Source organism: Thioalkalivibrio sp. ALE14 (genome assembly GCF_000376845.1).
In the GTDB taxonomy this organism is placed as follows: domain Bacteria; phylum Pseudomonadota; class Gammaproteobacteria; order Ectothiorhodospirales; family Ectothiorhodospiraceae; genus Thioalkalivibrio.
In genome coordinates this window covers 72,797-93,974 of the sequence record NZ_AQXY01000022.1, presented here as the reverse complement: position 1 = coordinate 93,974, position 21,178 = coordinate 72,797, and the positions used below count along the sequence as shown (strand labels likewise).

Below are 21,178 nucleotides of genomic sequence, written 5' to 3'. Positions count from 1 at the left end.
GCTGAGAGGCATTGCAAATGGATAAGGAGCATCTGCCGAAACTGGTAGGCGAGTTGTATCGCGTTGTGGGGGAGTTAGAGGCGATGTTTCCCGGAAGGCATTTCACGCCGGATGGTCACCTCGTGGGCAGTCTGGGTGAGTGTCTCGCGGCCTATCATTACGGGCTGGATCTCCTCCGGGCATCTTCACCCGGCGTGGACGCCATTAAGGATGGGCGAGAACTCGAGATCAAGGCGACTCAGGGAACAAGAGTCGGCCTACGGAGTGGTCCGGAGCATCTGCTGGTCCTTCGGCTGGATCGGGAGGGTGGTTTCGCAGAGATTTATAACGGCCCGGGCGAGATTGTCTGGCGAGAATTCGAAGGAAAACGAAAGCCGAGCAACGGCCAGTATCAAATTTCGGTAGCTCGCCTGACTCAGTTGATGCAGAACGTTTCTCCAGAGCTGAGGTTGCCAATGGTGGTCGCGAACGGGTGACGGGGCTCTGATGCCCGGCTTGGAGCGCTTTTGTTGTGTCCGAGGCCGATAGAGGGGAGGGTGCCCCAACTCAGGGCACGCTGGGGTGTTCGAGGGCTGGCGGGATCCAGACGGGGCGCCGCCCTCCGAGAGTCGTCCAGTAGTAGCCAGGGTTTGAGGCGAGATGCGTCTTGCCCCCGCTGTTTTGGGCGCTTGTCCCATCCAGGCCGCGGATGACTCCCGCCAGCGGCATGTTGTAGGCGTCGCCGGTTTGGTACGCCTTGATCGTTCCCCATAGAGCGGCTGCCGCATCCTTGTGCGTCTCTTTGAGTCGAGTCAGCGGAGCACTGAGAACGAATTCCAAGAGCTTGTCGTGCTCGTGGTGCCGGCAGGGGTAACGATGGCCGTCGGGGCCGCGCAGCAGAACCTTCCCGGCGTCATGAAGGAGGGCGACCACCACAGCGGCTTCGGCGAACAACTCCGGGGTGTTCGGGAGTTCGCGCGTGGCCGCCTTAAGTGCCTCTGCGACTTCCAGGCTGTGAGCGAGCAGGCCACCGGCATCCGTGTGATGACAGCTTTTCGATGCCGGGAGCGTCACGAAGAGTCGGGTGAAGGACTGGTCACGAAAGACGTTCTCGAGGAATGCGCGATAGGCAGGGGCACGCAGGGCGTTGGCCAGGTCGACGAGCCGTTCCAGGTCTTGGACGTTGGGGGCGACATGGCCAGGAAGCAGTTCGATCGAGGACCTCGGGTTGTCGGTATCCAGAGTGGGACGGAGGACCGCCTGAACTTGCCCGTTGCGGTCTCGCTGCAATTCGATTCCGCACTCCAGCGTGGCTGGCCGACCAGGGTGGATCTCTTGCCAGTCCGTCATTGGGGCGAAGGCCCGAACGCTGCCGGTGTAATCCCAGAGGTACACGGGATAGTACGCCACGCCATTCCGGCCGGAACTCGGTTTGCCAATCTCCGCACCGAAGGTCCCTGTGACGGGAACGTCGATTTCGAACTCCGGGTTTGCCAGCAGGCTTTTTACGTCTACGACGGTCTTACACATGCCCAGTCGCCTCCTGAGCCTTGAGCTCTTCCTCGAGGCGGAATGCGAGCCAGTTGATCACTGCGCCGTCCAATGCCAGGGGGGTGCAAGGCAGTTCCCTGGCGATCCATGCGGCGACCGTTTCAAGGACGGGCTCGCTAGTATTGGTACCAAGCGCTTGGGCGAGGCTGGGCCGGTGCTCGAGCTGGTATGCCCGAATGAGCGCCGATGCCATCTGTCGTGGCGCGTCGGTTTGCGTCAGGTGGTTGCCAACGCGGTTCGTCTTCGGGGACTCACTCATCATCGGAGACCTCCTCGGTGACCGGATCGGGAGTGGTCTGAGGAAACTGCATGCGCGAGCGCAGCAGTCGCTCCATGGCGGAGCCATCCTGGCGGGTGAGGTTCGGGACATACCTCGAGTACACGGTGAACAGCATCTTGGTGTTGGAGTGGCCCATCTGACGGGCAATCCACTCCGGACTCTCACCGGCGGCAAGCCACAGCGTCGCGGCCGTATGACGCGTCTGATACGGGTTACGCCGTTTGAGCTGGGCCTTCTTGAGGGTCGGGTACCACACGCGGTGATTCACGTTGTGGTACGAGAGCGGATAGCCGAAGCGACTGGAGAACACGTAATCACTCCGACAGGAGACAGGCCGTTCGCGCATCTCTTCTCGGGCCTGTAAGAGTGCTTGGTAGACCATCTCGGACATCTGGATGGTGCGCATCGACCCGTCGGTCTTGGTCGTGGTGTCTTCACCGTTGACGCGGGCCGAATAGATGAGGATCTCCCGTCGGTCGAAGTCGACGTACTGCCATTTCAGTCCGTCCACCTCGGACGTCCGCATACCCGTGAAGAACCTGACGATGAAGTACGGCCGCCACTGGGGATCGACGGTATCGAGAAACTTCTGGACCTCCTCCAGGGAGAAGGGGTCGACCTGCGTGCGAGGGACACGCAGTGGCTTGATGCCCTGATAGGGCGTGATAAAGTCGAATCGGTCAGCGGCTTCCACCAGGATCTGCCGGAGCACATTCATGATTTGATTGATCCGGGACGCAGACAGCGTTTTTCCAGTGGCGCGGCATACTTTGGCGAGTTCGGCGCGGTACTGGAGGATCTCGGATTTCTGGATGTCGCTGACTTTCTTCTCCCCGAACTGCGGGGCCAGTTGCTTATCGAAGATGTCTCGCAGCTTCGTCCGGTAGGACGGCTTCCAGGTGGGCTCGTTCTCGGCAAACCAGGTCTCCCCAAACTCCTGGAACGTAGGGCCTGCGTTTGCGCCTTCTGCGGCCTGTAGCACAGACGTGGGTTGAGAGAACCGTGCCGCGCGAGGGCTGTTGGGAAACGTTTTGGCGTAATCGAAGGTACCCAGGACGATCTCGGCCTGGATCTTCTCCATAGCGCGTTCCAAGCGTTTGCGATTGGCGGGGGTGTCGTCGAGCCTGGTGTATTCCCTGCAACGGACGTTCTGGTAACGGAAGTCCATGAAGAGTTTTCCGTTGTGGTGCCGGCGGATGTTAGGCATAGCAGCGGCCCCCCTTTGACATCGGGATACCCGCATCGATGGTCGATGCCATGGGATGGTCTCGGAGAAGTTCTTCCTCGACGCGCTCCCAGATAACCAGGTACTTGCGCCGGTCGAACGCGCGGATGAAGTGGACGCCCTCGATCAGGTCCCGCTTCATGACGATGTTTCGGAAGTACCGCGTCGAGAAGTGGAGTCGCGCCGCGGCCTGTTCGGGGGTAAGGTAGGTGTTCTGGTTCACGATAGCCTCCTTTGCGTAACAAACGTTAACCCTACGCAACAAATAATACGATTAACGTTTGTTCCTGTCAAGAACATAACGAGCGCTACAGGCACATTTATGATTCGATTTCTCTTGAAAGAGCGCATGGCCGACAAGTCTTTCGCGGAAGGTCGCCGCATCACGTTTGACGAGGTGTCACGCGAAACCGGCGTCAACCGGACGACGCTATCGAAGATCGCGAATCAGAAGGGGTACAACACAACAACCGATAATCTTGATGCGCTTTGCGGTTACTTTGGCTGCTCCGTCTGCGATCTGGCCGAGCGTGTCGAGGAGCCCAAGTAAACCTGGGCCCACGAATGGGTGGTGATCACTTTTCGGCCGACGCGATAGCGCCCGGCAAGGACCCTGGGCTACCGGTGGGCTCCACGTGGGCCCCAGATGGGCTCAAGTGCTTTTGCTGGCTTTGGTCTCGGTGCGGAGCGTATTCGACGAGCCCGCCGCGGCGGGATTGAAACGCGATCGCCCAGGGTGAGGTAAAGCTCGTAAAGTCAGAAGGTTACGGTAGGCTTTGACAGGGGGCGGGGAGTCGGTACAATACGCGGCTCGAAGACGACAGGCGCGTAGCTCAGTTGGTTAGAGCACTACCTTGACATGGTAGGGGTCGTTGGTTCGAGTCCAATCGCGCCTACCAGTTTGATGAAAAAAGCGAGTCCGGGTCCGCCCGGCTCGCTTTTTTTGTGTCCGGGGTTCGGGCGGCGGCGTCGACAGGGCGGTGACGAGGCGGCAGGCTGATGCCCATTGTGCGTTCTGTAAGGGGGGCTTCGCGTCCGGCGATTGCTTGTTGATGCGCTATCCGGTTCGGTTTTCCTGGCTATTTGCGGCGCTCTTGCTGGCGCTGGCGGCCGGCTGTGCGCCGTTGCAGCCGGCGCCGGAGCGCGGATGGCAGGCGCTGGAGTTGCCGGCGAGCGAGGGGCCGCTGGCGCAGTGGCTGGCCGACTATGGCCCGGCCCGCGACGAAGGCAAGACGGGGTTCCGGATGCTGGACGAGGGGGCGGAGGCGTTTCGCTGGCGGGTGATGAGCGTGCGCAAGGCGCGCGAGCGGATTCAGGTGCAGGCGTACATCTGGCGCGACGATGCCGCGGGCCGGGTGCTGATGGGCGAGCTGCTGGGGGCGGCGGATCGCGGGGTGCGGGTATCGCTGCTACTGGATGACATCGATGCGCGCGGGCGCGATGTAACCCTGGCCGCCATCGATCAGCATCCGAATATCGAGGTCCGGATCTTTAATCCGTTTCGCAGCCGCGACGGCTTGTTGCGCGCCAGCGCGGAGTTCTTCTTTCGTGGCAGCGACCTGAACCACCGGATGCACAACAAGGCCTGGATCGTGGACGGGCATCTGGCGATCACGGGTGGCCGCAACGTCGGCGACGAATATTTCGAGGCGAGTCCGGACTACAACTTTGCGGATCTGGACCTGGTGGTGGTGGGGCCGCTGGTCCGGGAGATTGATCTTTCGTTTGTGGAGTTCTGGAACAGTCCGGGGGCGATCGGGGTGGGGCGCCTGGCGCGTGAGGGTGGGTCGCCCGAGCAGCTGGCGATGCAGCAGGGCGCGCTGCGGGCCTGGCTGGCGCAGAACCACACGCACCCCCTGATGCAGATGGAGCCCCTGAACGGACAGCCCGTGCCACAGCCGGTGGCCGATCCGGCCGCCTATGTATGGACTACGCACGCGGAGTTCGTGGTGGATGATGAGGCCAAGGCTCGGGCGCGCGGCGAGGGGTCGCGGGTGGCGGATGCCCTGGGCGAGCGGCTGCTGGGTGTCGAAGAAGAGTTGCTGATCGTGTCGCCGTATTTTGTGCCGGGGCGCGACGGGACCGCCCAGCTTTCGCGGATGAGCGAGGCTGGCGTGCGGGTTCAGGTGTTGACGAACTCGCTGGCGGCGAATGACGTAGCCTTTACCCACGCCGGTTATGCGCGGCGGCGGCATGCCCTGCTGGAAGCCGGGGTGGAGCTGTTCGAGCTGCGCCCCACCGGGCCGCCGCGCTGGGCGCGGCTGGTGCGCGATCGCGGAATCGAGCCGTCGCAGGCGAGCCTGCACACCAAGCTTCTGGTCTTCGATGGCGAGGAGGCCTTTGTCGGCTCGTTCAACCTCGATCCCCGCTCGGCGCACACCAATAGCGAATCCGGGGTGTTTCTGAAGGAGCCCGTCCTGGTGCAGCGGCTGGCCGCGCTGCATCAACAAGGGATTCGGCCGCAGGTCGCCTATCGCGTGGAGCAGGATGCGTCCGGTGGCCTGATATGGCGGGACGGGTCCGGGAATGCCTACCGGTATGAGCCCAAGGCCAGTCTGTGGCGGCGGTTTGTCTCCGGCATGACCCGGATTCTTCCGGTCGAGCCGCTCTTGTAGCGGCTCGGTCGAGTACCCAGGCACACACGAAAGGGAGAGCGAGACATCATGGAATGTGGACAGTGTGGCAAGCAGAACCCGCCGGAGGCGCGATTCTGTATTCAGTGCGGGGCACCGCTGGCGGCCGGAGCCGGGGGTCACGACGGCCCGCCCGAGGACCGCGCGGCCTATGGCGGGTTCTGGGTCCGCGTCGGGGCCTATCTGGTGGATGGTGTGATCATCGGGGTGCCGCAGATCGTGGCGCAGGCCGTGATCAGCCCGGAGACGATGGCGGTGCGCGGGCCGGATGACCCGGTGCCACCGGCGGAGGTGGCCTGGTTTCTGGTGAATATGGTGGTGGCCTGGCTGTACTGGGCCGGTATGCACAGCTCCCGGTACCAGGCCACGCTGGGCAAGATGGTCTTCGGGCTGCGGGTGGTGGACTTCAACGGCGAGCGGATCTCGTTCCTGCGGGCGACCGGGCGCCATTTTGCAACCATCCTGTCCGGCCTGATCCTGATGATCGGCTACATCATGGTGGCGTTTACCCGCCGGCGGCAGGCCCTGCATGACCTGATTGCGCAGACCCTGGTGGTGCGCAAGGAGTGGGTGCGCTGAGCGTGTGCGGAACGACGCCATACCCTCGGTTCGAGCCACCACCCGCCCCGTGAGTGACACGGCGAAGCATTTCGACGTGGTCGTGATCGGCGCCGGCGCGGCCGGGCTGATGTGCGCGCTGACGGCGGGCGGGCGCGGCCGGCGGGTGTTGGTGCTGGATCACGCCAACCGTGTGGGCAAGAAGATCCTGATGTCCGGCGGCGGGCGCTGCAACTTCACCAACATGTATTGCGAGCCGGAGAACTTCATCTCCGCGAACCCGCATTTCGTGAAGTCCGCGCTCAGCCGCTATACGCAGTGGGACTTCATCGCCCTGGTGGAGAAGCACGGCATTCCCTACCACGAGAAGAAGCTGGGGCAGCTGTTCTGCGACCGGTCCTCGAAGGACATCGTGCAGATGCTGCTGGACGAGTGCGCGGCGGCAGGCGTCACCGTGCGCACGGACACCGCGGTGACGGATGTGGAACCGGGCCCGCCGCACCGGCTCGTGGCGGGCGAGGAGGGCATTGCCTGCGACTCGCTGGTGATCGCGACGGGCGGTTATTCGATCCCGCGCATGGGGGCCACGGGATTCGGGCTGGATCTGGCGCGTTCGTTGGGGCTCCCGGTCCAGCCAACCCGGCCGGCCCTGGTGCCGTTCACCCTGAGCGGGCGGCCGCTGGAGGAGCTCGAGGGGCTTTCCGGCGTGTCGCTGGACACGGTGACGACGGCCGGAGGCATGGGGTTTCGCGAGAACCTGCTGTTTACGCATCGCGGGCTGAGCGGGCCGGCGGTGTTGCAGGCGTCGTCGTACTGGGAGGAGGGGCAGGCGGTCACGGTCGACCTGTTCCCGGGGATGGATCTGGCGGCGCACCTGCGCGAGCTGCGCGATCTGCGCCCAAAGCTGGAGCTCAAGAGCGTGCTGGGCGAGCAGCTGACGCGCCGGGTGGCGCAGCGCTGGTGCGAACTGTGGGTGGCAAACCGGCCGCTGGAGCGCCTGAGCAATGACGATATCGAGCAGGTGGTGGCTGTCTGCCAGCCGTGGACGGTATGGCCGTCCGGGACCGAGGGCTATCGCACCGCAGAGGTGACGCTGGGCGGGGTCGATACTGCTGCGTTGTCCTCCAAGACCATGGAGTGCCGGACCGTGCCGGGGGTCTACTTTATCGGCGAGGTGGTGGATGTGACCGGGCATCTGGGCGGGCACAACTTCCAGTGGGCGTGGGCCTCCGGTCACGCCGCGGGCGAGTACGCCTGAGCGTTTTTATGCGCCGCGAACACGGCCTTTCGTGCTGTTCCGGAAACTGTGGTGGGGTTTTGTCTGTCGGGTTGGAAGAACCCGTGGAGGGTGACTACTCTAAGAGCAATCCCACGCAGAAATGCAAGGAGCAGGCATGAAGATCGACCAGTTGGTAGAGACGGCCGAAGCAATGGTGACCCCCGGCAAGGGCATCATTGCCATCGATGAATCCACCGGGACGATCGGCAAGCGCCTGGGCGCGGTGGGTGTCGAGAATACCGAGGAGAACCGCCGCACGTACCGCGAGCTGCTGCTGACCACGCCGCAGCTGAACGAGTACATCTCGGGCGCGATCCTGTACGACGAGACCCTCCGTCAGTCCACCCGCGACGGCAAGCCGTTCGTGGACGTGATGAACGAGGCCGGGATCCTGCCGGGCATCAAGGTCGACACCGGGGCGAAGGACCTGGCGGGATTCCCGGGCGAGAAGGTGACCGAGGGCCTGGATGGACTGCGCGAACGGCTCGAGGAATACGCCAAGATGGGCGCCCGCTTCGCCAAGTGGCGCGCGGTGATTACCATCGGCGAGACCATGCCCACGGATACCTGCATCGAGTCCAATGCACATGCGCTCGCGCGCTATGCCGCGCTGTGCCAGGAGCAGGGCATCGTGCCGATCGTGGAGCCGGAGGTCCTGATGGACGGCAGCCACGACATGGAGACCTGCTACGGCGTGACCGAGGCGACCCAGCGGGCCGTCTTCAAGGCGCTGTACGAGCACCACGTGCTGCTCGAGGGCACCATCCTGAAGGCCAGCATGGTGCTGCCGGGCAAGGATTGCCCCGAACAGGCCAGTGTGGAGGACGTCGCGCACGCGACGCTGCGCTGCCTGGAATCCGCGGTGCCGGCCATCCTGCCGGGTATCGTGTTCCTCTCCGGTGGGCAGAGCGATGCCGATGCCACCAATCACCTTGATGCGATGAACCGTATCGGCGGGACGCCCTGGCCGCTGTCCTTCTCCTACGGCCGCGGCATGCAGCAGGCGGCGATGGAGCTGTGGGGCAAGGACATGGGCGCGAACTTCGAGAAGGCCCAGCAAACGGTCTTCGAACGGGCGCGCGACAACGGACTGGCGGCCCAGGGCAAGTACGCGGCGTGATCCCGTCGCCGGTCCGCGCTTGCGCCGGGCCCTCGCCAAACGATTGGCCTATGTATTGATCTGGATCAAGAAAGGCCGGCTGCAGGCTGATTAGCCTGACATCGTCGGACTCGATCGGCGGCCCGCAAGGGATGCACGATCCCCCGCGTGCGATGCGGGCCGGTTGCTTCCGACGGTGTATGTCGCGTCTTGGCCTGCTATCTCCGGATAGCAGGCTTTTTTGTGGGCGCGCGATACGGAAATGTGATCGCGTTCACTCAACATAAAAGAATCGCGATCATGCGGGAAGTGCCGCAAAAACGGATCGATCTCCTTGTAAAACACCCAGAACGTCTTGGTTGTAACGCCCGGTTACAGGATCACCCGCGGAACGTTCGGGGATGGGCGGCGTCACGAGCCACGTAGGGGCGGGTGGTTACAGCCCCGACGTTTGGACACTGTCAAGGAGATAGCGATGAGTCTGACGCGCAGAGAATTCCTGGAGGCTATGGTTGCCGCGAGTGCAGCCGGTTTCTCGATGAATGCCTGGGCCGGCGAGAAGGGGTCCTGGCGACCGGCCGAGGCGGATATGTACGACCTGCCGAAGTTCGGCAACGTCTCGCTCCTGCACTACACCGACTGCCATGCGCAGCTGAAGCCGGTGTACTTTCGCGAGCCGGATGTGAACATCGGCGTGGGTGACATGCAGGGGAAGCCGCCAGTAATGGCGGGCAAGGACCTGCTCGAGTACTTCGATATCGAGCCCGGCACGCCGCTTGCGCATGCCGTGACACACATGGACTTCAAGTACGCGGCCGAGAAATACGGCCGTCTGGGCGGGTTTTCCCACCTCTCCACGCTGATCCAGAAGCTCCGTGCAGAACGCCCGAATTCCCTGCTGCTCGACGGTGGTGACACCTGGCAGGGCTCCGCCACGGCGCTGTGGACCGACGGGCAGGACATGGTCGATGCCCAGAAGCTGTTGGGCGTGGACATCATGGTCGGCCACTGGGAGTTCACCTTTGGCGACGAACGGGTGATGGAGGTTATCGAGAACGACTTCAAGCCCAACAACATCGAGTTCCTGGCGCAGAACATCGAGGATCGCGACTGGGGTGACCCGGTGTTCGAGCCCTACACCATCCGCGAGATGAATGGGATCCCGGTGGCGGTGATCGGTCAGGCCTTCCCGTATACCTCGGTGGCCAACCCCGACTACATGTTCCCGGAGTGGAGCTTCGGCATCCGCGACGAAAACATGCAGCGCATGATCGACGAGTGCCGCGAGAAGGGCGCGAAGGTCGTTGCGATCCTGTCGCACAACGGCATGGTCACCGACATGGAGATGGCGCGCCGTTTGCGCGATGTGGACGTGATCATGGGCGGCCACACGCATGATGCCGTGCCGGGCGCGATGGAGATCGAGAATGCCGGTGGCGAACGCACCCTGGTCACCAATGCCGGTTCCAACGGCAAGTTCGTGGGCGTGATGGATCTGGACGTGACGGACAGCGGCATCCGCGACTACAAGTTCACGCTGCTGCCGGTGTTCTCCAACCTGATCGAGCCGGACGCCGAGATGGAAGAGCATATCCGCAAGGTTCGCGAGCCCTACGCGGACAAGCTGAGCGAAGAGCTGGCGGTCACCGACGGGGTGCTCTACAGGCGCGGCAACTTCAACGGTACCTTCGACGAGGTCATCATGGATGCGATGATCAAGGAGATGGACGCCGAGGTGGCCCTGTCGCCGGGCTTCCGCTGGGGCGTGAGTGTGCTGCCGGGCTCGCCCATCACCTTCGAGGAGCTGATGACGCAGACCGCGACCACCTATTCGGAGACGCAGCGTAACGAAATGACCGGGGCCCAGCTGAAGAACGTGCTGGAGGACGTGGCCAACTCGATCTTCAATTCCAACCCCTACCACCACCGCGGCGGCGACATGGTGCGGACCTCGGGGATCGAATACACCATCGATCCGCACGAGTCGATGGGCAGCCGCATCAGCGACATGCACATCAACGGCGAACCGCTGGATCCGGACAAGAAGTATGTGGTGGCCGGCTGGGCGAACGTCCACGAACCGCTGGATACGGACCCGGTGTGGGAGGTGGTCGCCGGCTACCTGCGTGACCGTGAAACCATCAGCCCCGGGACGCCCTACCTGCCGAAGCTGAAGAACGTGTCCGGCGATCCCGGCCTGGATCGTTAACCACAATTGCAGGCACTGGCTTGGCCCGCGGAACCGGGCCGGGTAGTCTCGCAGCCGCCGTGCACCACTGGGGTGTGCGGCGGCTTTTTCGCTTGGGGGCATTCGGTATGGGACTGAACGAATCCGGCTTTTCCGGTCTGCTGTTGTATTGCCGCCCGGGTTTCGAGGCGGACCTGACGGCGGAGCTGACCGATCGCGCGGGCCGCGCCGGACTGAGCGGTTTTGCGCGGGTGCAGCAGGGGAGCGGGTGCGTCCATTTCGAGCCGGCCGGCTGCACGGTGGAGGCGCTGGCGGCTGCATTGCCGTTCGCGGAACTGATCTTTGCGCGGCAGGTGTTCCCGGCCTTTCCGGCGCTCGAGGGGCTGGATCGGTCGGATCGACTGACGCCCATCATCGACCAGGCGCTTGCCTCCGGGTTGGCGGTGGACTCCATCTGGCACGAAATGCCGGACACCAATGAGGGCAAGGGCCTGCGACGCCTGGTCAAGGCCGTGGAGCGGCCGCTGGCGGCGGTCCTGCGCAAGCGCGGGGTGTTGCGCAGCCAGGCGGATGGGCAGCGCCTGCATGTCTTCTGGCATGCGGGCGATTGTGTGCAGCTGGGTATCAGCCGGCCCGGCGAACGCAGCGAGTGGCCCGGAGGCATCCTTCACCTCCGTTCGCCCCGCGACGCGCCCAGCCGCTCCACCCTGAAGCTGGAGGAGGCGTGGCATACCTTCATTCCCCGTGATGCCTGGGATGAACGGCTGGCGCAGGGGATGCAGGCCGTGGACCTGGGCGCGGCGCCGGGTGGCTGGACCTGGCAGCTCGTGCGGCGCGGGATGTATGTGCATGCGGTGGACAACGGCCCCATGGACGCCCGGCTGATGGCGACTACCCAGGTGGAACATCACCGTGAAGATGCCTTTTCCTGGGAGCCACCGAACGCCGTCACCTGGCTGGTCTGCGACATCGTGGACAAGCCGGGACGGGTGGCGGCACGCATGGCGGACTGGCTGGAGGCCGGGTGGTGCCGCGAGGCGATCTTCAACCTGAAGCTGCCGATGAAACAGCGCTGGCAGACGGTATATGCCTGCCTGGACCACATCGAGGAGCGGCTGCTGGATGCTCGGATCAAGCACCGGATGCGGGCGCGCCAGCTCTACCACGACCGCGAGGAGATCACGGTGCATGTGGAGCGGGAGCGGGGTTAGCCGGAGCGCTATTCGCCCTGCACGGTGATGGTCAGCTTGCGGGTGTGGGCGGCGTAGCGGTGTTCCCAGAGGAAGATGCCTTGCCAGGTGCCGAGGATCAGTCGGCCGTGGCCAACCGGGACGGTCAGATCGTTGTGCGTAAGCATGGCGCGGGCGTGGGCGGCCATGTCGTCGTCGCCTTCCATGTCGTGGCGGTAGGCGGGGTCGCCGTCCGGAGCCATGCGGGCGATCAGGGTCTCGAGGTCATGACGCACATCGGGATCGGCGTTCTCGGTCACGAGCAGAGAGGCGCTGGTGTGGTGCTGGAAGACGTGGCAGGTGCCGGTGGTGATGCCGGAGGCGCGCACGATGTGCTCGACCGCCTGGGTAATATTCAGGGTGCCACGTCCGCGGGTCTGCTCGGTCAGGGTGTCCTGGTAGACGGCCATGCATCTTCCTCGAATGCAAACAAAAAAGCGCCCGTAGGCGCTTGATTGGTCGGTCTAATTTGGTGGAGGCGGCGGGAATCGAACCCGCGTCCGCAGGACCTCCGCCTTCGGCTCTACATGCTTATTCTGTCTTTGAGTTTAACCAGCTACTACCCGACAGGCAGGGAATGCAGCTGGCGATCCCGGTTGAGTTTTAATGGATCCACGCCGGGCGCGCTTCACCACGAGCTTATGAGAGTCGACGCCCGATACTGGACGCATAAGCACGGCTCCAGTCGGACGGCATCTACCGGTTTTTAAGCGGCGAGTGCGTAGTTGTCGTCGTTGGCAACTATTTTTTTGCAGCGGTTTTTACGAGGTCCACTACAGCCTCGGCATGCACCTCAGGTTTCGCGACCCGCGTCGAAGCCATGTCGCCCCCAAGTACTGTCATGGACATGGTAGCGCATCGAGAGTTCCCCGGCCACGGGGAGATCAGGCCAGGAGGTCAAGGGCGGGTTCACCACGGAGAACACAGAGGACACAGAGCAGGTCGATTTACAGGAAGATTGGAAGACGGGAAGATTTTTAATGGGATGACAGGCACCCGCCAGGGCGATCCTCGGCACCCCAAAACCTTCCTGCCTTCCCTTCTTCCTGTAGACAAGCCCTTGACCTTGACCTTCTCCGTGCCCTCTGTGGACTCCGTGGTGAGATCGGTCTAACAGGTCCCGCGCGGGGGGCGCGTCCGGTACAATGCGCGGCTTTTGGCACGTCGGGTTTCGAGGAAGCGCAATGCGGGTTGTGGAAGGAGGCGCGGCGGTTTCGCCGTTTCGGCTGCGGGCCCTGGAGGCGGGGTTGCGGACAAGCGTATCGGGCGCAGGTCCACTGGCGGCCCGGTTCATCTATTTCGTGCAGACCCGCCGCCGGCTGACGCCGGACGAGGAGGCCGTACTGGCGCGCCTGCTGCGCGAGGGCGAGGCCTGGAAGGCCCCCGAGTTCGCGGTGGAGCGCGAACTGGTGGTGATCCCGCGCTTTGGCACGATCAGCCCGTGGTCGTCCAAGGCCACCGAGATTGCCCATCACGCCGGGCTGGAGGATGCGGTCGAGCGGATCGAGCGCGGTATCCACTGGCAGGTGGGCGGCGCGGGCGCCGGCCACGTGGAGCTGGAGGCACTTTCCGATCTGCTGCACGACCGCATGACCGAGGCGGTGATCGAGGATCCGGCGGAGGCCGCACAGCTGTTTCACAGCGAGACGCCGCGCTCGCTGGCGCGCGTGGAACTGGGCGAGGATGCGCGTGCGGCGCTGGAGCGCGCCAATGGCGAGCTGGGCCTGGCGCTGTCGCCGGACGAGATCGACTACCTGGCCGATGGCTACTCGGCCCTGGGCCGGGCGCCGACCGATGCCGAGCTGATGATGTTCGCGCAGGCCAACTCGGAACACTGCCGCCACAAGATCTTCAACGCCGCCTGGGTGCTGGACGGCGCGGCCGACGAGCGGACGCTGTTCGGGATGATCCGTCAGACCCATGCGCGCCATCCCGAGGGGGTGCTTTCCGCCTACAGCGACAACGCCTCGGTGATCGCCGGGCACGAGGGTACGCGCCTGATGCCGGATGCCATCACCAGCGAATACCGGCGCGAGACACTGGATCTGCCGATCCTGATGAAGGTGGAGACCCATAACCACCCGACCGCGATCTCGCCATTCCCGGGCGCGGCGACCGGCTCCGGCGGGGAAATCCGCGACGAGGGGGCGACCGGCCAGGGGTCCAAGCCGAAGGCGGGGTTGACCGGCTTCTCCGTGTCCAATCTCCGTATCCCCGGCTTCGAGCAGCCGTGGGAACGCGACTTCGGGCGCCCCGGGCGAATCGAGAGCGCGCGCCAGATCATGCTGGACGGGCCCATCGGCGCTGCGGCATTCAACAACGAGTTTGGCCGCCCGGCACTCGCCGGCTACTTCCGTACGCTGGAGATGGCGCTGCCGAATCCCGCGGGCGGCGAGACGCTGTACGGCTATCACAAACCGATCATGCTGGCCGGCGGGGTCGGGTCGATCCGTGGCGAGCACGTGCACAAGCAGGATGTGCCGGCCGGAACCCCGATCGTGGTTCTGGGTGGTCCGGCGATGCTGATCGGGCTGGGCGGCGGCGCCGCCTCGTCCATGGCGAGCGGGGCGAGTTCCGAGCAACTGGATTTTGCCTCGGTGCAGCGCGGGAACCCGGAGATGGAGCGGCGCTGCCAGGAGGTGATCGACCGCTGCACGGCCCTCGGGGCCGGCAACCCGATCCTGTCGATCCACGACGTGGGCGCCGGGGGGCTTTCCAACGCGATCCCGGAGATCCTGGACGATGCCGGGCGCGGCGGGGTCATCCAGCTGCGTGACTTGCCGACCGCGGAACCGGGCCTGTCGCCGATGGAGCTGTGGTGCAACGAGGCACAGGAACGCTACGTCCTGGCGATCGCCGCCGAGCAGCTGGAGACCTTCCGGACCCTGGCCGCGCGTGAACGCGCCCCATTTGCTGTGGTGGGCGAGGCGACCGACGAGGGGCACCTGAAGGTCGAGGACAGCCTGTTCCACGAACCGCCGGTGGACATGCCCATGGGCATGCTTCTGGGCAAGACGCCGCGGATGACGCGCGAGGATCGTCGCCTGCCGCCGCCGGTGACGGGATTCGACCCCGAGGCCTGCCCACTCGCGGAGGCCCTGGATCACGTGCTGCACATGCCGTCCGTTGCGGCCAAGCACTTCCTGATCACCATTGGTGACCGCAGCGTGGGCGGTCTCGTCGCGCGCGACCAGATGGTCGGTCCCTGGCAGGTGCCGGTGGCCGATTGCGCGGTCACGCTGACCGACTTTGATGGCCACACCGGCGAGGCGATGGCGATGGGCGAGCGCACGCCGCTGGCGATCCTGTCGGCGCCGGCGTCCGGGCGCATGGCGATTGGCGAGGTGGTAACGAATCTGGCAGCGGCCGACATCGAGGGCACGCAGGCGATCCGGCTGTCGGCGAACTGGATGGCCGCCGCCGGGGTGCCGGGCGAGGACGCCAATCTGTTCGACACCGTGCGCGCCATTGCCGAGGACATCTGTCCGGCGCTGGGGATCTCGATCCCGGTGGGCAAGGACTCGCTGTCCATGCGCACGGTCTGGGAGACCGAGGACGGGCAGGCGCGCCACATGCACGCGCCGGTCTCGCTGATCGTCTCGGGCTTTGCCCCGGTGGCGGATGCGCGGCGGACCCTGACGCCCCAGCCGGATGCGGAGGCCGACGACCGGCTGTGGTTGATCGACCTGGGCGAGGGGCACACCCGAATGGGCGGGTCGGCCCTGGCCCAGTCCTATGGGTATATTGGCGACACGCCGCCCGACGTGGTGGATGCCGGGCGTCTGCGCGCCTTCTTCGATGCGATCGGCACGCTGCGCCGCAACGGGCTGCTGCGCGCCTACCACGACCGCTCGGATGGCGGTCTGGTCACAACGCTGCTGGAGATGGCCTTTGCCGGGCGTTGCGGGCTGGATATCGACGTGCCGGCGGGGCAATCCGTCGCGGCATGGCTGTTCAACGAGGAGCTCGGCGCAGTGGTCCAGGTGGCGGCCGGTGCCGAGTCCGCCCTGCGCGACGCGATGGCCGCGGCCGGGCTGGAGGCACATCTGCACCCGGTGGCCCGTATCCGCGATGACGAACGGGTGGTGATTCGGCAGGACGCGAGCGAGCACCTTGCCGCCACGCGGGCGGGGCTGCAGCGGGCCTGGCAGGAGACCTCGGCGCGGATGCAGCGGCTGCGGGACGACCCGGAGTGTGCCGATGAGGAACTGGCGCGGGTGGACGCCGACAGCGGTCTCCAGCCGCGGGTGAGCTTCGACCCGGCCGAGGACGTGGCGGCGCCGATGATTGCGCGTGGGGAACGCCCGCGCGTGGCGATCCTGCGCGAGCAGGGGGTCAATGGGCAGCTGGAGATGGCGGCGGCCTTCGAGCGGGCCGGTTTCGCGCCGGTCGACGTACACATGACCGATCTGCTGGACGGACGCCAGGAGCTGGGCTCGATGCAGGGGCTGGCCGTCTGCGGTGGCTTCTCCTACGGCGACGTGCTGGGCGCGGGGGGCGGCTGGGCCCAGACCATCCTGAACCATCCGTCCCTGCGCGATGCCTTCCAGGGATTCTTCGAGCGACCCGAGACCTTCACACTGGGGGTCTGCAACGGCTGCCAGATGCTGTCGCATCTCGCCCCGCTGATTCCCGGGGCAGATCACTGGCCACGCTTCGTGCGCAATCGCTCGGAGCAGTTCGAGGCGCGTCTGTCACAGGTACGTATCGAGCCGGGGCCGGCGGTGCTGCTGGACGGCATGGCCGGCTCGGTGCTCCCGGTGGTGGTGTCGCATGGTGAGGGCCGTACGCACTATGCCGACGGCGCGCCGGTGCACGATCACGCTGCGCTGCGCTACGTGGAGGGGGATGACACCCCGGCGACGCAATACCCGGCGAATCCGAACGGGTCCGCGGGGGGGGCGACGGGCTTTGCCAGCGAGGATGGGCGGGCGCTGATCATGATGCCGCATCCGGAGCGCGTGTTCCGCACGGTACAGCACAGCTGGCACCCAAAGGGCTGGGGCGAGGATGGTCCCTGGCTGCGGTTGTTCCGCAACGCGCGGGCCTTCGCGGGCTGAAGCGGGCGGGAGCGATGGTCTATAACCAGGGCATTTGGCTGGATGACGAACGAGGCGAGTGCGGACATGGATGATGTCAGTCAGGACGAGTTTCTCGGAGAGGATCTGCGCGTAACGACGGCCCTGATGATCGGGCCGTCAACGCGGCCCACCACCGATCCCGTGCTGGCGCAGCGCCTGATCGAGAGCCTCGACCTCTTTGATGATGCGCACCCGCGCGGTGCCCTGCCGCACGAGGACGAGACGTCTCCCGAGGTGCAGCGCCTTGAACACAAGCTGGACCTGCTGCTGCACCTGGTCGCCGAGTCGCTGCATCCCGAACGTCCGGACCCGGTTGAGGTGACGATCAGTGGCCACGGGATCGCGCTGCCGGCGGGCACCCTTCCGGAGGATTGCAGCCGTGTGGAGGTCTATCTCAGCCGCCTCCTGCCGCAGCCCTGTGTACTCGGCGTCGAGACTCCGACAACCCGGGGCGGCCAGCAAATGACTCGCTGGACGGGTGTCGAAGGCCCCCTGGAAGAGGCGATCGGTCGCTGGATTTTCCGGTTGCACCGGCGCGACATTGCCGAGAAACGCCAGAAAGTTGACGCCGATCGCAAATAGAACGGATACTGCGAACTCGATCACATCACCGGATGGGAGCAGGCCTTTGCATCCGGCGGGACCTATCGGGACAGAGCGGTATGCAGGATTCGGGCGACAAGCAGCAGACGATGCGAATTGCGCTCAGCGGCGAGGCGGGCGCCACGGACGCCACCCGGGCTATCCTGAATTGCCTCGGGTTCCAGGCCGAGACCCACAACAATCCCAACGACCTGACGGATGGCACGCCGGCGGCGGCCGTTTGGCTTTGCGGCCCAGCGGCCGAACTCGATGCCCGCCTGCAGGAACGGAGGGAGGATGCCGCCCCGGTGGTAGTTCAGCCCACCGATGGGGGCAAGGTTCAAGCCCCCGGCGTGGATTGTGTGGTCGAACACCCGCTGTCGATCGGAGGAGTATCGCAGGTCCTGCAATGGTTGCGCTTCGGGCGCGAACCCGGGTACGACGACATGCCCGGGCTGGTGGGGGTACACCCCACGATGCAGGCGGTGAAGCGCCTGGTGGGGCAGGTCGCGCGCACTGATGCCACGGCCCTGATCCTGGGCGAGACCGGTTCCGGCAAGGAAGTTGTTGCTCGTGCCATCCATAACGCATCGGATCGTGCAGACAAACCGTTCGTGGCAGTGAACTGCGGCGCGATTCCGGGTGACCTTCTGGAGAGCGAACTGTTTGGGCACGAGAAGGGGGCCTTTACTGGTGCCTTTACCGCCCGTGCCGGGCGCTTCGAACTCGCCGAGGACGGCACCCTGTTTCTGGACGAGATCGGCGACATGCCGCTGCCGATGCAGGTGAAACTGCTGCGGGTGCTGCAGGAACGCGTGTTCGAACGGGTGGGTTCGAACAAGTCCCTTCCGGCGCGTGCCCGGATCATCGCGGCCACCCACCGGAACCTGGACGATGCGGTGACGGATGGCAGTTTTCGCCAGGATCTGTTCTTCCGCCTGAGCGTCTTTCCCATCGAATTGCCGCCCCTGCGCGAACGCACCAGCGACCTGCCACAATTGATCGTCGCGCTGGAAGAACGGTTGCGGGAGCAGGGGATGACCCCCGCTCACCTGACACCGGCCGTCATCGCGCACCTGTCGCAGCTGGAGTGGCCGGGCAATATTCGCGAGCTGGCGAATCTTCTGGAACAGCTGGCGATCATGTATCCCGACCTCCCGGTGGACCTCGCGCAGCTGCCGCCCCGGGTGCGTCCGGACGGGATCGAGGACCTGACCCTGCCACCGACCGCCCCCAGCACCTCGGAGGCGGGCGCCACGGGTGCCGGCCTGCTGGCCGGCGGGTTGCCGCCGGAAGGCGTCGACCTGCGCAGCTTCCTGAATGACCTCGAGCGCGACATGATCACCCGCGCCCTGGACGAGACCGGGCACGTGGTGGCGCGCGCCGCGCGGCGCCTGGGCATGCGTCGCACCACCCTGGTCGAACGCATGCGCAAGTTCGGGCTGGGCAAGGCCTGACACGGTCCCTCACTGGCCCTTGTGCCACGTGCGGGGAGGGTCAGGATCCCGTCACCGAACCTCTCGGAGTTCGCCGCATCTGGCGTCGGGTGCTTGACGCGTCGAGGTAGAGGCGGGTGATAACGCCCGTATAATCAAACCTCTGCGTTCATGGCGCAGTTCTTGCTGGATGTCTCCCGAATCTCTTAGGGAAGACGTCCATGTCGCGAGCCACCATTCTGTTGGTTGATGCCGAACCGGCCCTGCGCGAGGCCGTGGTCCGGGTGCTGGCCACGATTCCGCGCGTGCGATTGCAGAGCTGTACGGCAGCGGACCTGCCGCAGACGCTCGAGGGGAGCCGGGCCGCGGCGGTGCTGCTGGGAGATGCCGGGGCCGTCAGCGCGGGGAGCCTGCCGGAACCGCGGTCATGCTTTGCGGCCGTCAGCCTGGAGCCCAGCCGGGACCGCGAGCTGACGGCCATGCGGGCCGGCGTCGACGCGCACTTCGCACTGCCGGAGATGGCGGAGTCTCTGGCCCAGTGGCTGCGGCCGCTGTTGGCCGCCGATCGGGACTTCGAGGCGCCGGCGCTGGTGGCCCGTAGCACCGCGATGAAGGGCATCGATCGGTTCGTCTCGCGGATTGCGCGCAGCACGGCCACGGTGTTCGTCACCGGGGAGTCGGGGGTGGGCAAGGAGGTCCTGGCCCGGCAGCTGCATGCGCGCTCGCCGCGCCATCGCGGCCCGTTCGAGGCCATCAACTGCGCGGCACTCCCCGAAGCAATGCTCGAGGCGATGCTCTTCGGGCACGCCAAGGGGGCGTTTACCGGGGCGGTCGAGGCGCGGCCCGGCAAGTTTCAGCGCGCCGATGGCGGCACGCTGCTGCTGGACGAGGTGACCGAGATCCCCGTGCACCTGCAGGCGAAGCTGCTGCGGGCCCTGCAGGAACGCGAGGTCGAACCCCTGGGTGGACGCCAGGCGCAACGGGTCGACGTGCGCGTGATTGCGACCTCCAACCGCGACCTGCGGGCGGCGGTTGCCGAGGGCGCGCTGCGCGAGGATCTCTACTACCGCCTGAACGTGTTTCCCCTTTGCATTCCGCCCCTGCGCGAACGCCGCGAGGACATCGTGCCGCTTGCGCAGGCCCTTCTGCGGCGCCTGAGCGGTGGACGATTGCAGGAACTGGACGAAGGCGCGCAGCGCCGCCTGCAGGCCCACGAGTGGCCGGGCAACGTGCGCGAGCTGGCCAATGTGATGGAACGTGCGATCACGCTCCACGAGGCCACGAGCGCGCAGGTGACGGCGGAGTCAGTCTGGCTGGACGCGGACATGCTGAGCCCCTGGACGACGGATGCCGCAGGGGAAGGTCACAGCCAGCGCGACGTCGCGGGAATGGAGGTCAGTGACGAGAACCCGACACCGATGCTGGAACAGACCCTGCAGACCCAGGAGGGCCGGGTGATCCTGAATGTCCTGCGCGAGTCGGGCGGACGCCGCAAGGAAGCGGCCGATCGGCTGGGAATCAGCCCGAGAACATTGCGTTACAAGCTGGCACGTCTGCGCGAGCACGGCTTTGCGGTGCCCGCATCGGGCTGACTCGGGATTGCCTGGCATGTCGATTGCTTGATGGATTCAGGAAAGAACAGCGACACGAAGGGCCCGTCCTGCGCGGCAGCCCCGCGTGATGGGAACCCCCGGGGGTAGTGAACATGAGCGAGATGCAGATTCAGAATGTCCTGCAGCAGATGCGTCAACTGACGCAATCGAACGGGGTCGAAGGGACGAACCCGGCCCAGCAGACGCGCGAGCCCCAGCGTGTGGGCGGCGTGGATTTCCAGAATGTGCTGACCGAATCGCTGCGCGGCGTGAATCAGACACAGCAGGCGGCCTCGGACCTTCAGACCCGCTTCGAGCTGGGCGACGACAGCGTGAGCCTGCCGCAGGTGATGACGGCCATGAGCAAGTCCAGCATTGCCTTCGAGGCGACCAACCAGGTGCGGAACCGGCTGTTGACGGCGTATCAGGAAATCATGCGGATGCAGGTCTGATCGGCCGGACGGGC

Annotated in this window: 18 protein-coding genes, 1 tRNA gene and 1 other RNA gene; 14 read left to right on the top strand and 6 right to left on the bottom strand. The window is 65.4% G+C overall.

Translation table 11 applies throughout. The features are described from left to right. The first annotated feature begins 17 nt into the window (after positions 1-17). Entirely contained in the window at positions 18-476 is a 459-nt protein-coding gene (locus F572_RS0103755; RefSeq protein ID WP_017942210.1) for a hypothetical protein, read from the top strand. A 70-nt stretch (positions 477-546) separates the two neighbouring features. Here the strand turns inward: F572_RS0103755 and F572_RS0103750 are convergent, their stop codons facing one another. The 4 genes from F572_RS0103750 to F572_RS0103735 are packed head-to-tail and all read right to left on the bottom strand — an operon-like array spanning position 547 to position 3,258. Beyond that, the gene (locus F572_RS0103750) at positions 547-1,509 is read right to left on the bottom strand and encodes a TraI domain-containing protein (protein ID WP_017942211.1); all 963 of its coding nucleotides are present in this window, start codon (positions 1,507-1,509) and stop codon (positions 547-549) included. Beyond that, positions 1,502-1,792: a hypothetical protein gene (locus F572_RS0103745; protein ID WP_017942212.1), complete on the bottom strand. Its 291-nt coding sequence runs from the start codon at positions 1,790-1,792 to the stop codon at positions 1,502-1,504. Before F572_RS0103745 ends, F572_RS0103750 begins: the two co-directional genes overlap by 8 nt. Beyond that, entirely contained in the window at positions 1,782-2,978 is a 1,197-nt protein-coding gene (locus tag F572_RS0103740) for a site-specific integrase (RefSeq protein WP_017942213.1), read from the bottom strand. The genes F572_RS0103745 and F572_RS0103740 overlap by 11 nt, the downstream gene beginning before the upstream one ends. A gap of 31 nt (positions 2,979-3,009) precedes the next feature. Next, positions 3,010-3,258, bottom strand: coding sequence for a hypothetical protein (locus F572_RS0103735; protein ID WP_017942214.1), 249 nt, complete (start codon positions 3,256-3,258; stop codon positions 3,010-3,012). A gap of 99 nt (positions 3,259-3,357) precedes the next feature. Between F572_RS0103735 and F572_RS0103730 the strand changes: the two genes are divergently transcribed. The 8 genes from F572_RS0103730 to rlmM all read left to right on the top strand — a co-directional run bounded on the left by F572_RS0103730 (position 3,358) and on the right by rlmM (position 12,003). Further along, positions 3,358-3,585 (top strand): helix-turn-helix transcriptional regulator, encoded by a 228-nt coding sequence (locus F572_RS0103730; RefSeq protein WP_018158402.1) that lies wholly within the window; start codon positions 3,358-3,360, stop codon positions 3,583-3,585. 272 nt (positions 3,586-3,857) lie between these two features. Beyond that, positions 3,858-3,934 (top strand) — tRNA-Val (locus F572_RS0103725). A gap of 153 nt (positions 3,935-4,087) precedes the next feature. Next, positions 4,088-5,650, top strand: a complete 1,563-nt coding sequence (locus F572_RS0103720) for a phospholipase D family protein (RefSeq protein WP_017942216.1) — start codon at positions 4,088-4,090, stop codon at positions 5,648-5,650. Between the two features lie 48 nt (positions 5,651-5,698). After that, positions 5,699-6,247: an RDD family protein gene (locus F572_RS0103715; protein WP_017942217.1), complete on the top strand. Its 549-nt coding sequence runs from the start codon at positions 5,699-5,701 to the stop codon at positions 6,245-6,247. Between the two features lie 49 nt (positions 6,248-6,296). Then, on the top strand, positions 6,297-7,484 hold the full coding sequence (locus tag F572_RS0103710; RefSeq protein WP_017942218.1) for an NAD(P)/FAD-dependent oxidoreductase: 1,188 nt from the start codon (positions 6,297-6,299) through the stop codon (positions 7,482-7,484). Positions 7,485-7,620: 136 nt separating this feature from the next. Continuing rightward, a complete protein-coding gene (locus F572_RS0103705; protein WP_017942219.1) occupies positions 7,621-8,625 on the top strand; it encodes a class I fructose-bisphosphate aldolase in 1,005 nt (334 codons plus the stop codon). Positions 8,626-9,079: 454 nt separating this feature from the next. Next, positions 9,080-10,813 carry a thiosulfohydrolase SoxB gene (gene soxB / locus F572_RS0103700; protein WP_017942220.1) on the top strand — a complete coding sequence of 578 codons (1,734 nt, stop codon included), beginning with the start codon at positions 9,080-9,082 and terminating at the stop codon, positions 10,811-10,813. A 107-nt stretch (positions 10,814-10,920) separates the two neighbouring features. After that, on the top strand, positions 10,921-12,003 hold the full coding sequence (gene rlmM / locus F572_RS0103695) for a 23S rRNA (cytidine(2498)-2'-O)-methyltransferase RlmM (protein ID WP_017942221.1): 1,083 nt from the start codon (positions 10,921-10,923) through the stop codon (positions 12,001-12,003). An 8-nt stretch (positions 12,004-12,011) separates the two neighbouring features. Here the strand turns inward: rlmM and F572_RS0103690 are convergent, their stop codons facing one another. Further along, the gene (locus F572_RS0103690; protein WP_017942222.1) at positions 12,012-12,431 is read right to left on the bottom strand and encodes a secondary thiamine-phosphate synthase enzyme YjbQ; all 420 of its coding nucleotides are present in this window, start codon (positions 12,429-12,431) and stop codon (positions 12,012-12,014) included. A gap of 60 nt (positions 12,432-12,491) precedes the next feature. Beyond that, positions 12,492-12,852: a transfer-messenger RNA gene (gene ssrA, locus F572_RS15015) on the bottom strand. 353 nt (positions 12,853-13,205) lie between these two features. Between ssrA and purL the strand changes: the two genes are divergently transcribed. The 5 genes from purL to fliE all read left to right on the top strand — a co-directional run bounded on the left by purL (position 13,206) and on the right by fliE (position 21,164). Next, positions 13,206-17,081, top strand: a complete 3,876-nt coding sequence (gene purL, locus F572_RS0103685; RefSeq protein WP_017942223.1) for a phosphoribosylformylglycinamidine synthase — start codon at positions 13,206-13,208, stop codon at positions 17,079-17,081. Between the two features lie 66 nt (positions 17,082-17,147). Further along, a complete protein-coding gene (locus F572_RS0103680) occupies positions 17,148-17,684 on the top strand; it encodes a PilZ domain-containing protein (protein ID WP_026143056.1) in 537 nt (178 codons plus the stop codon). An 80-nt stretch (positions 17,685-17,764) separates the two neighbouring features. Further along, a complete protein-coding gene (locus tag F572_RS0103675; RefSeq protein ID WP_017942225.1) occupies positions 17,765-19,141 on the top strand; it encodes a sigma-54-dependent Fis family transcriptional regulator in 1,377 nt (458 codons plus the stop codon). A 200-nt stretch (positions 19,142-19,341) separates the two neighbouring features. Beyond that, complete coding sequence (locus F572_RS0103670) at positions 19,342-20,712, top strand: sigma-54-dependent Fis family transcriptional regulator (protein ID WP_017942226.1); 1,371 nt, start codon at positions 19,342-19,344, stop codon at positions 20,710-20,712. A 113-nt stretch (positions 20,713-20,825) separates the two neighbouring features. Further along, a complete protein-coding gene (fliE, locus tag F572_RS0103665; RefSeq protein WP_026143057.1) occupies positions 20,826-21,164 on the top strand; it encodes a flagellar hook-basal body complex protein FliE in 339 nt (112 codons plus the stop codon). The last annotated feature ends 14 nt before the right edge of the window (positions 21,165-21,178 follow it).

Coding starts and splice junctions, on each gene's coding strand:
- F572_RS0103755 (WP_017942210.1), top strand. CDS start 18: ATGGATAAGGAGCATCTGCCGAAACTGGTAGGCGAGTTGTATCGCGTT.
- F572_RS0103750 (WP_017942211.1), bottom strand. CDS start 1,509: ATGTGTAAGACCGTCGTAGACGTAAAAAGCCTGCTGGCAAACCCGGAG.
- F572_RS0103745 (WP_017942212.1), bottom strand. CDS start 1,792: ATGATGAGTGAGTCCCCGAAGACGAACCGCGTTGGCAACCACCTGACG.
- F572_RS0103740 (WP_017942213.1), bottom strand. CDS start 2,978: ATGGACTTCCGTTACCAGAACGTCCGTTGCAGGGAATACACCAGGCTC.
- F572_RS0103730 (WP_018158402.1), top strand. CDS start 3,358: ATGATTCGATTTCTCTTGAAAGAGCGCATGGCCGACAAGTCTTTCGCG.
- F572_RS0103720 (WP_017942216.1), top strand. CDS start 4,088: ATGCGCTATCCGGTTCGGTTTTCCTGGCTATTTGCGGCGCTCTTGCTG.
- F572_RS0103715 (WP_017942217.1), top strand. CDS start 5,699: ATGGAATGTGGACAGTGTGGCAAGCAGAACCCGCCGGAGGCGCGATTC.
- F572_RS0103705 (WP_017942219.1), top strand. CDS start 7,621: ATGAAGATCGACCAGTTGGTAGAGACGGCCGAAGCAATGGTGACCCCC.
- soxB (WP_017942220.1), top strand. CDS start 9,080: ATGAGTCTGACGCGCAGAGAATTCCTGGAGGCTATGGTTGCCGCGAGT.
- rlmM (WP_017942221.1), top strand. CDS start 10,921: ATGGGACTGAACGAATCCGGCTTTTCCGGTCTGCTGTTGTATTGCCGC.
- F572_RS0103690 (WP_017942222.1), bottom strand. CDS start 12,431: ATGGCCGTCTACCAGGACACCCTGACCGAGCAGACCCGCGGACGTGGC.
- purL (WP_017942223.1), top strand. CDS start 13,206: ATGCGGGTTGTGGAAGGAGGCGCGGCGGTTTCGCCGTTTCGGCTGCGG.
- F572_RS0103680 (WP_026143056.1), top strand. CDS start 17,148: ATGGATGATGTCAGTCAGGACGAGTTTCTCGGAGAGGATCTGCGCGTA.
- F572_RS0103675 (WP_017942225.1), top strand. CDS start 17,765: ATGCAGGATTCGGGCGACAAGCAGCAGACGATGCGAATTGCGCTCAGC.
- F572_RS0103670 (WP_017942226.1), top strand. CDS start 19,342: ATGTCGCGAGCCACCATTCTGTTGGTTGATGCCGAACCGGCCCTGCGC.
- fliE (WP_026143057.1), top strand. CDS start 20,826: ATGAGCGAGATGCAGATTCAGAATGTCCTGCAGCAGATGCGTCAACTG.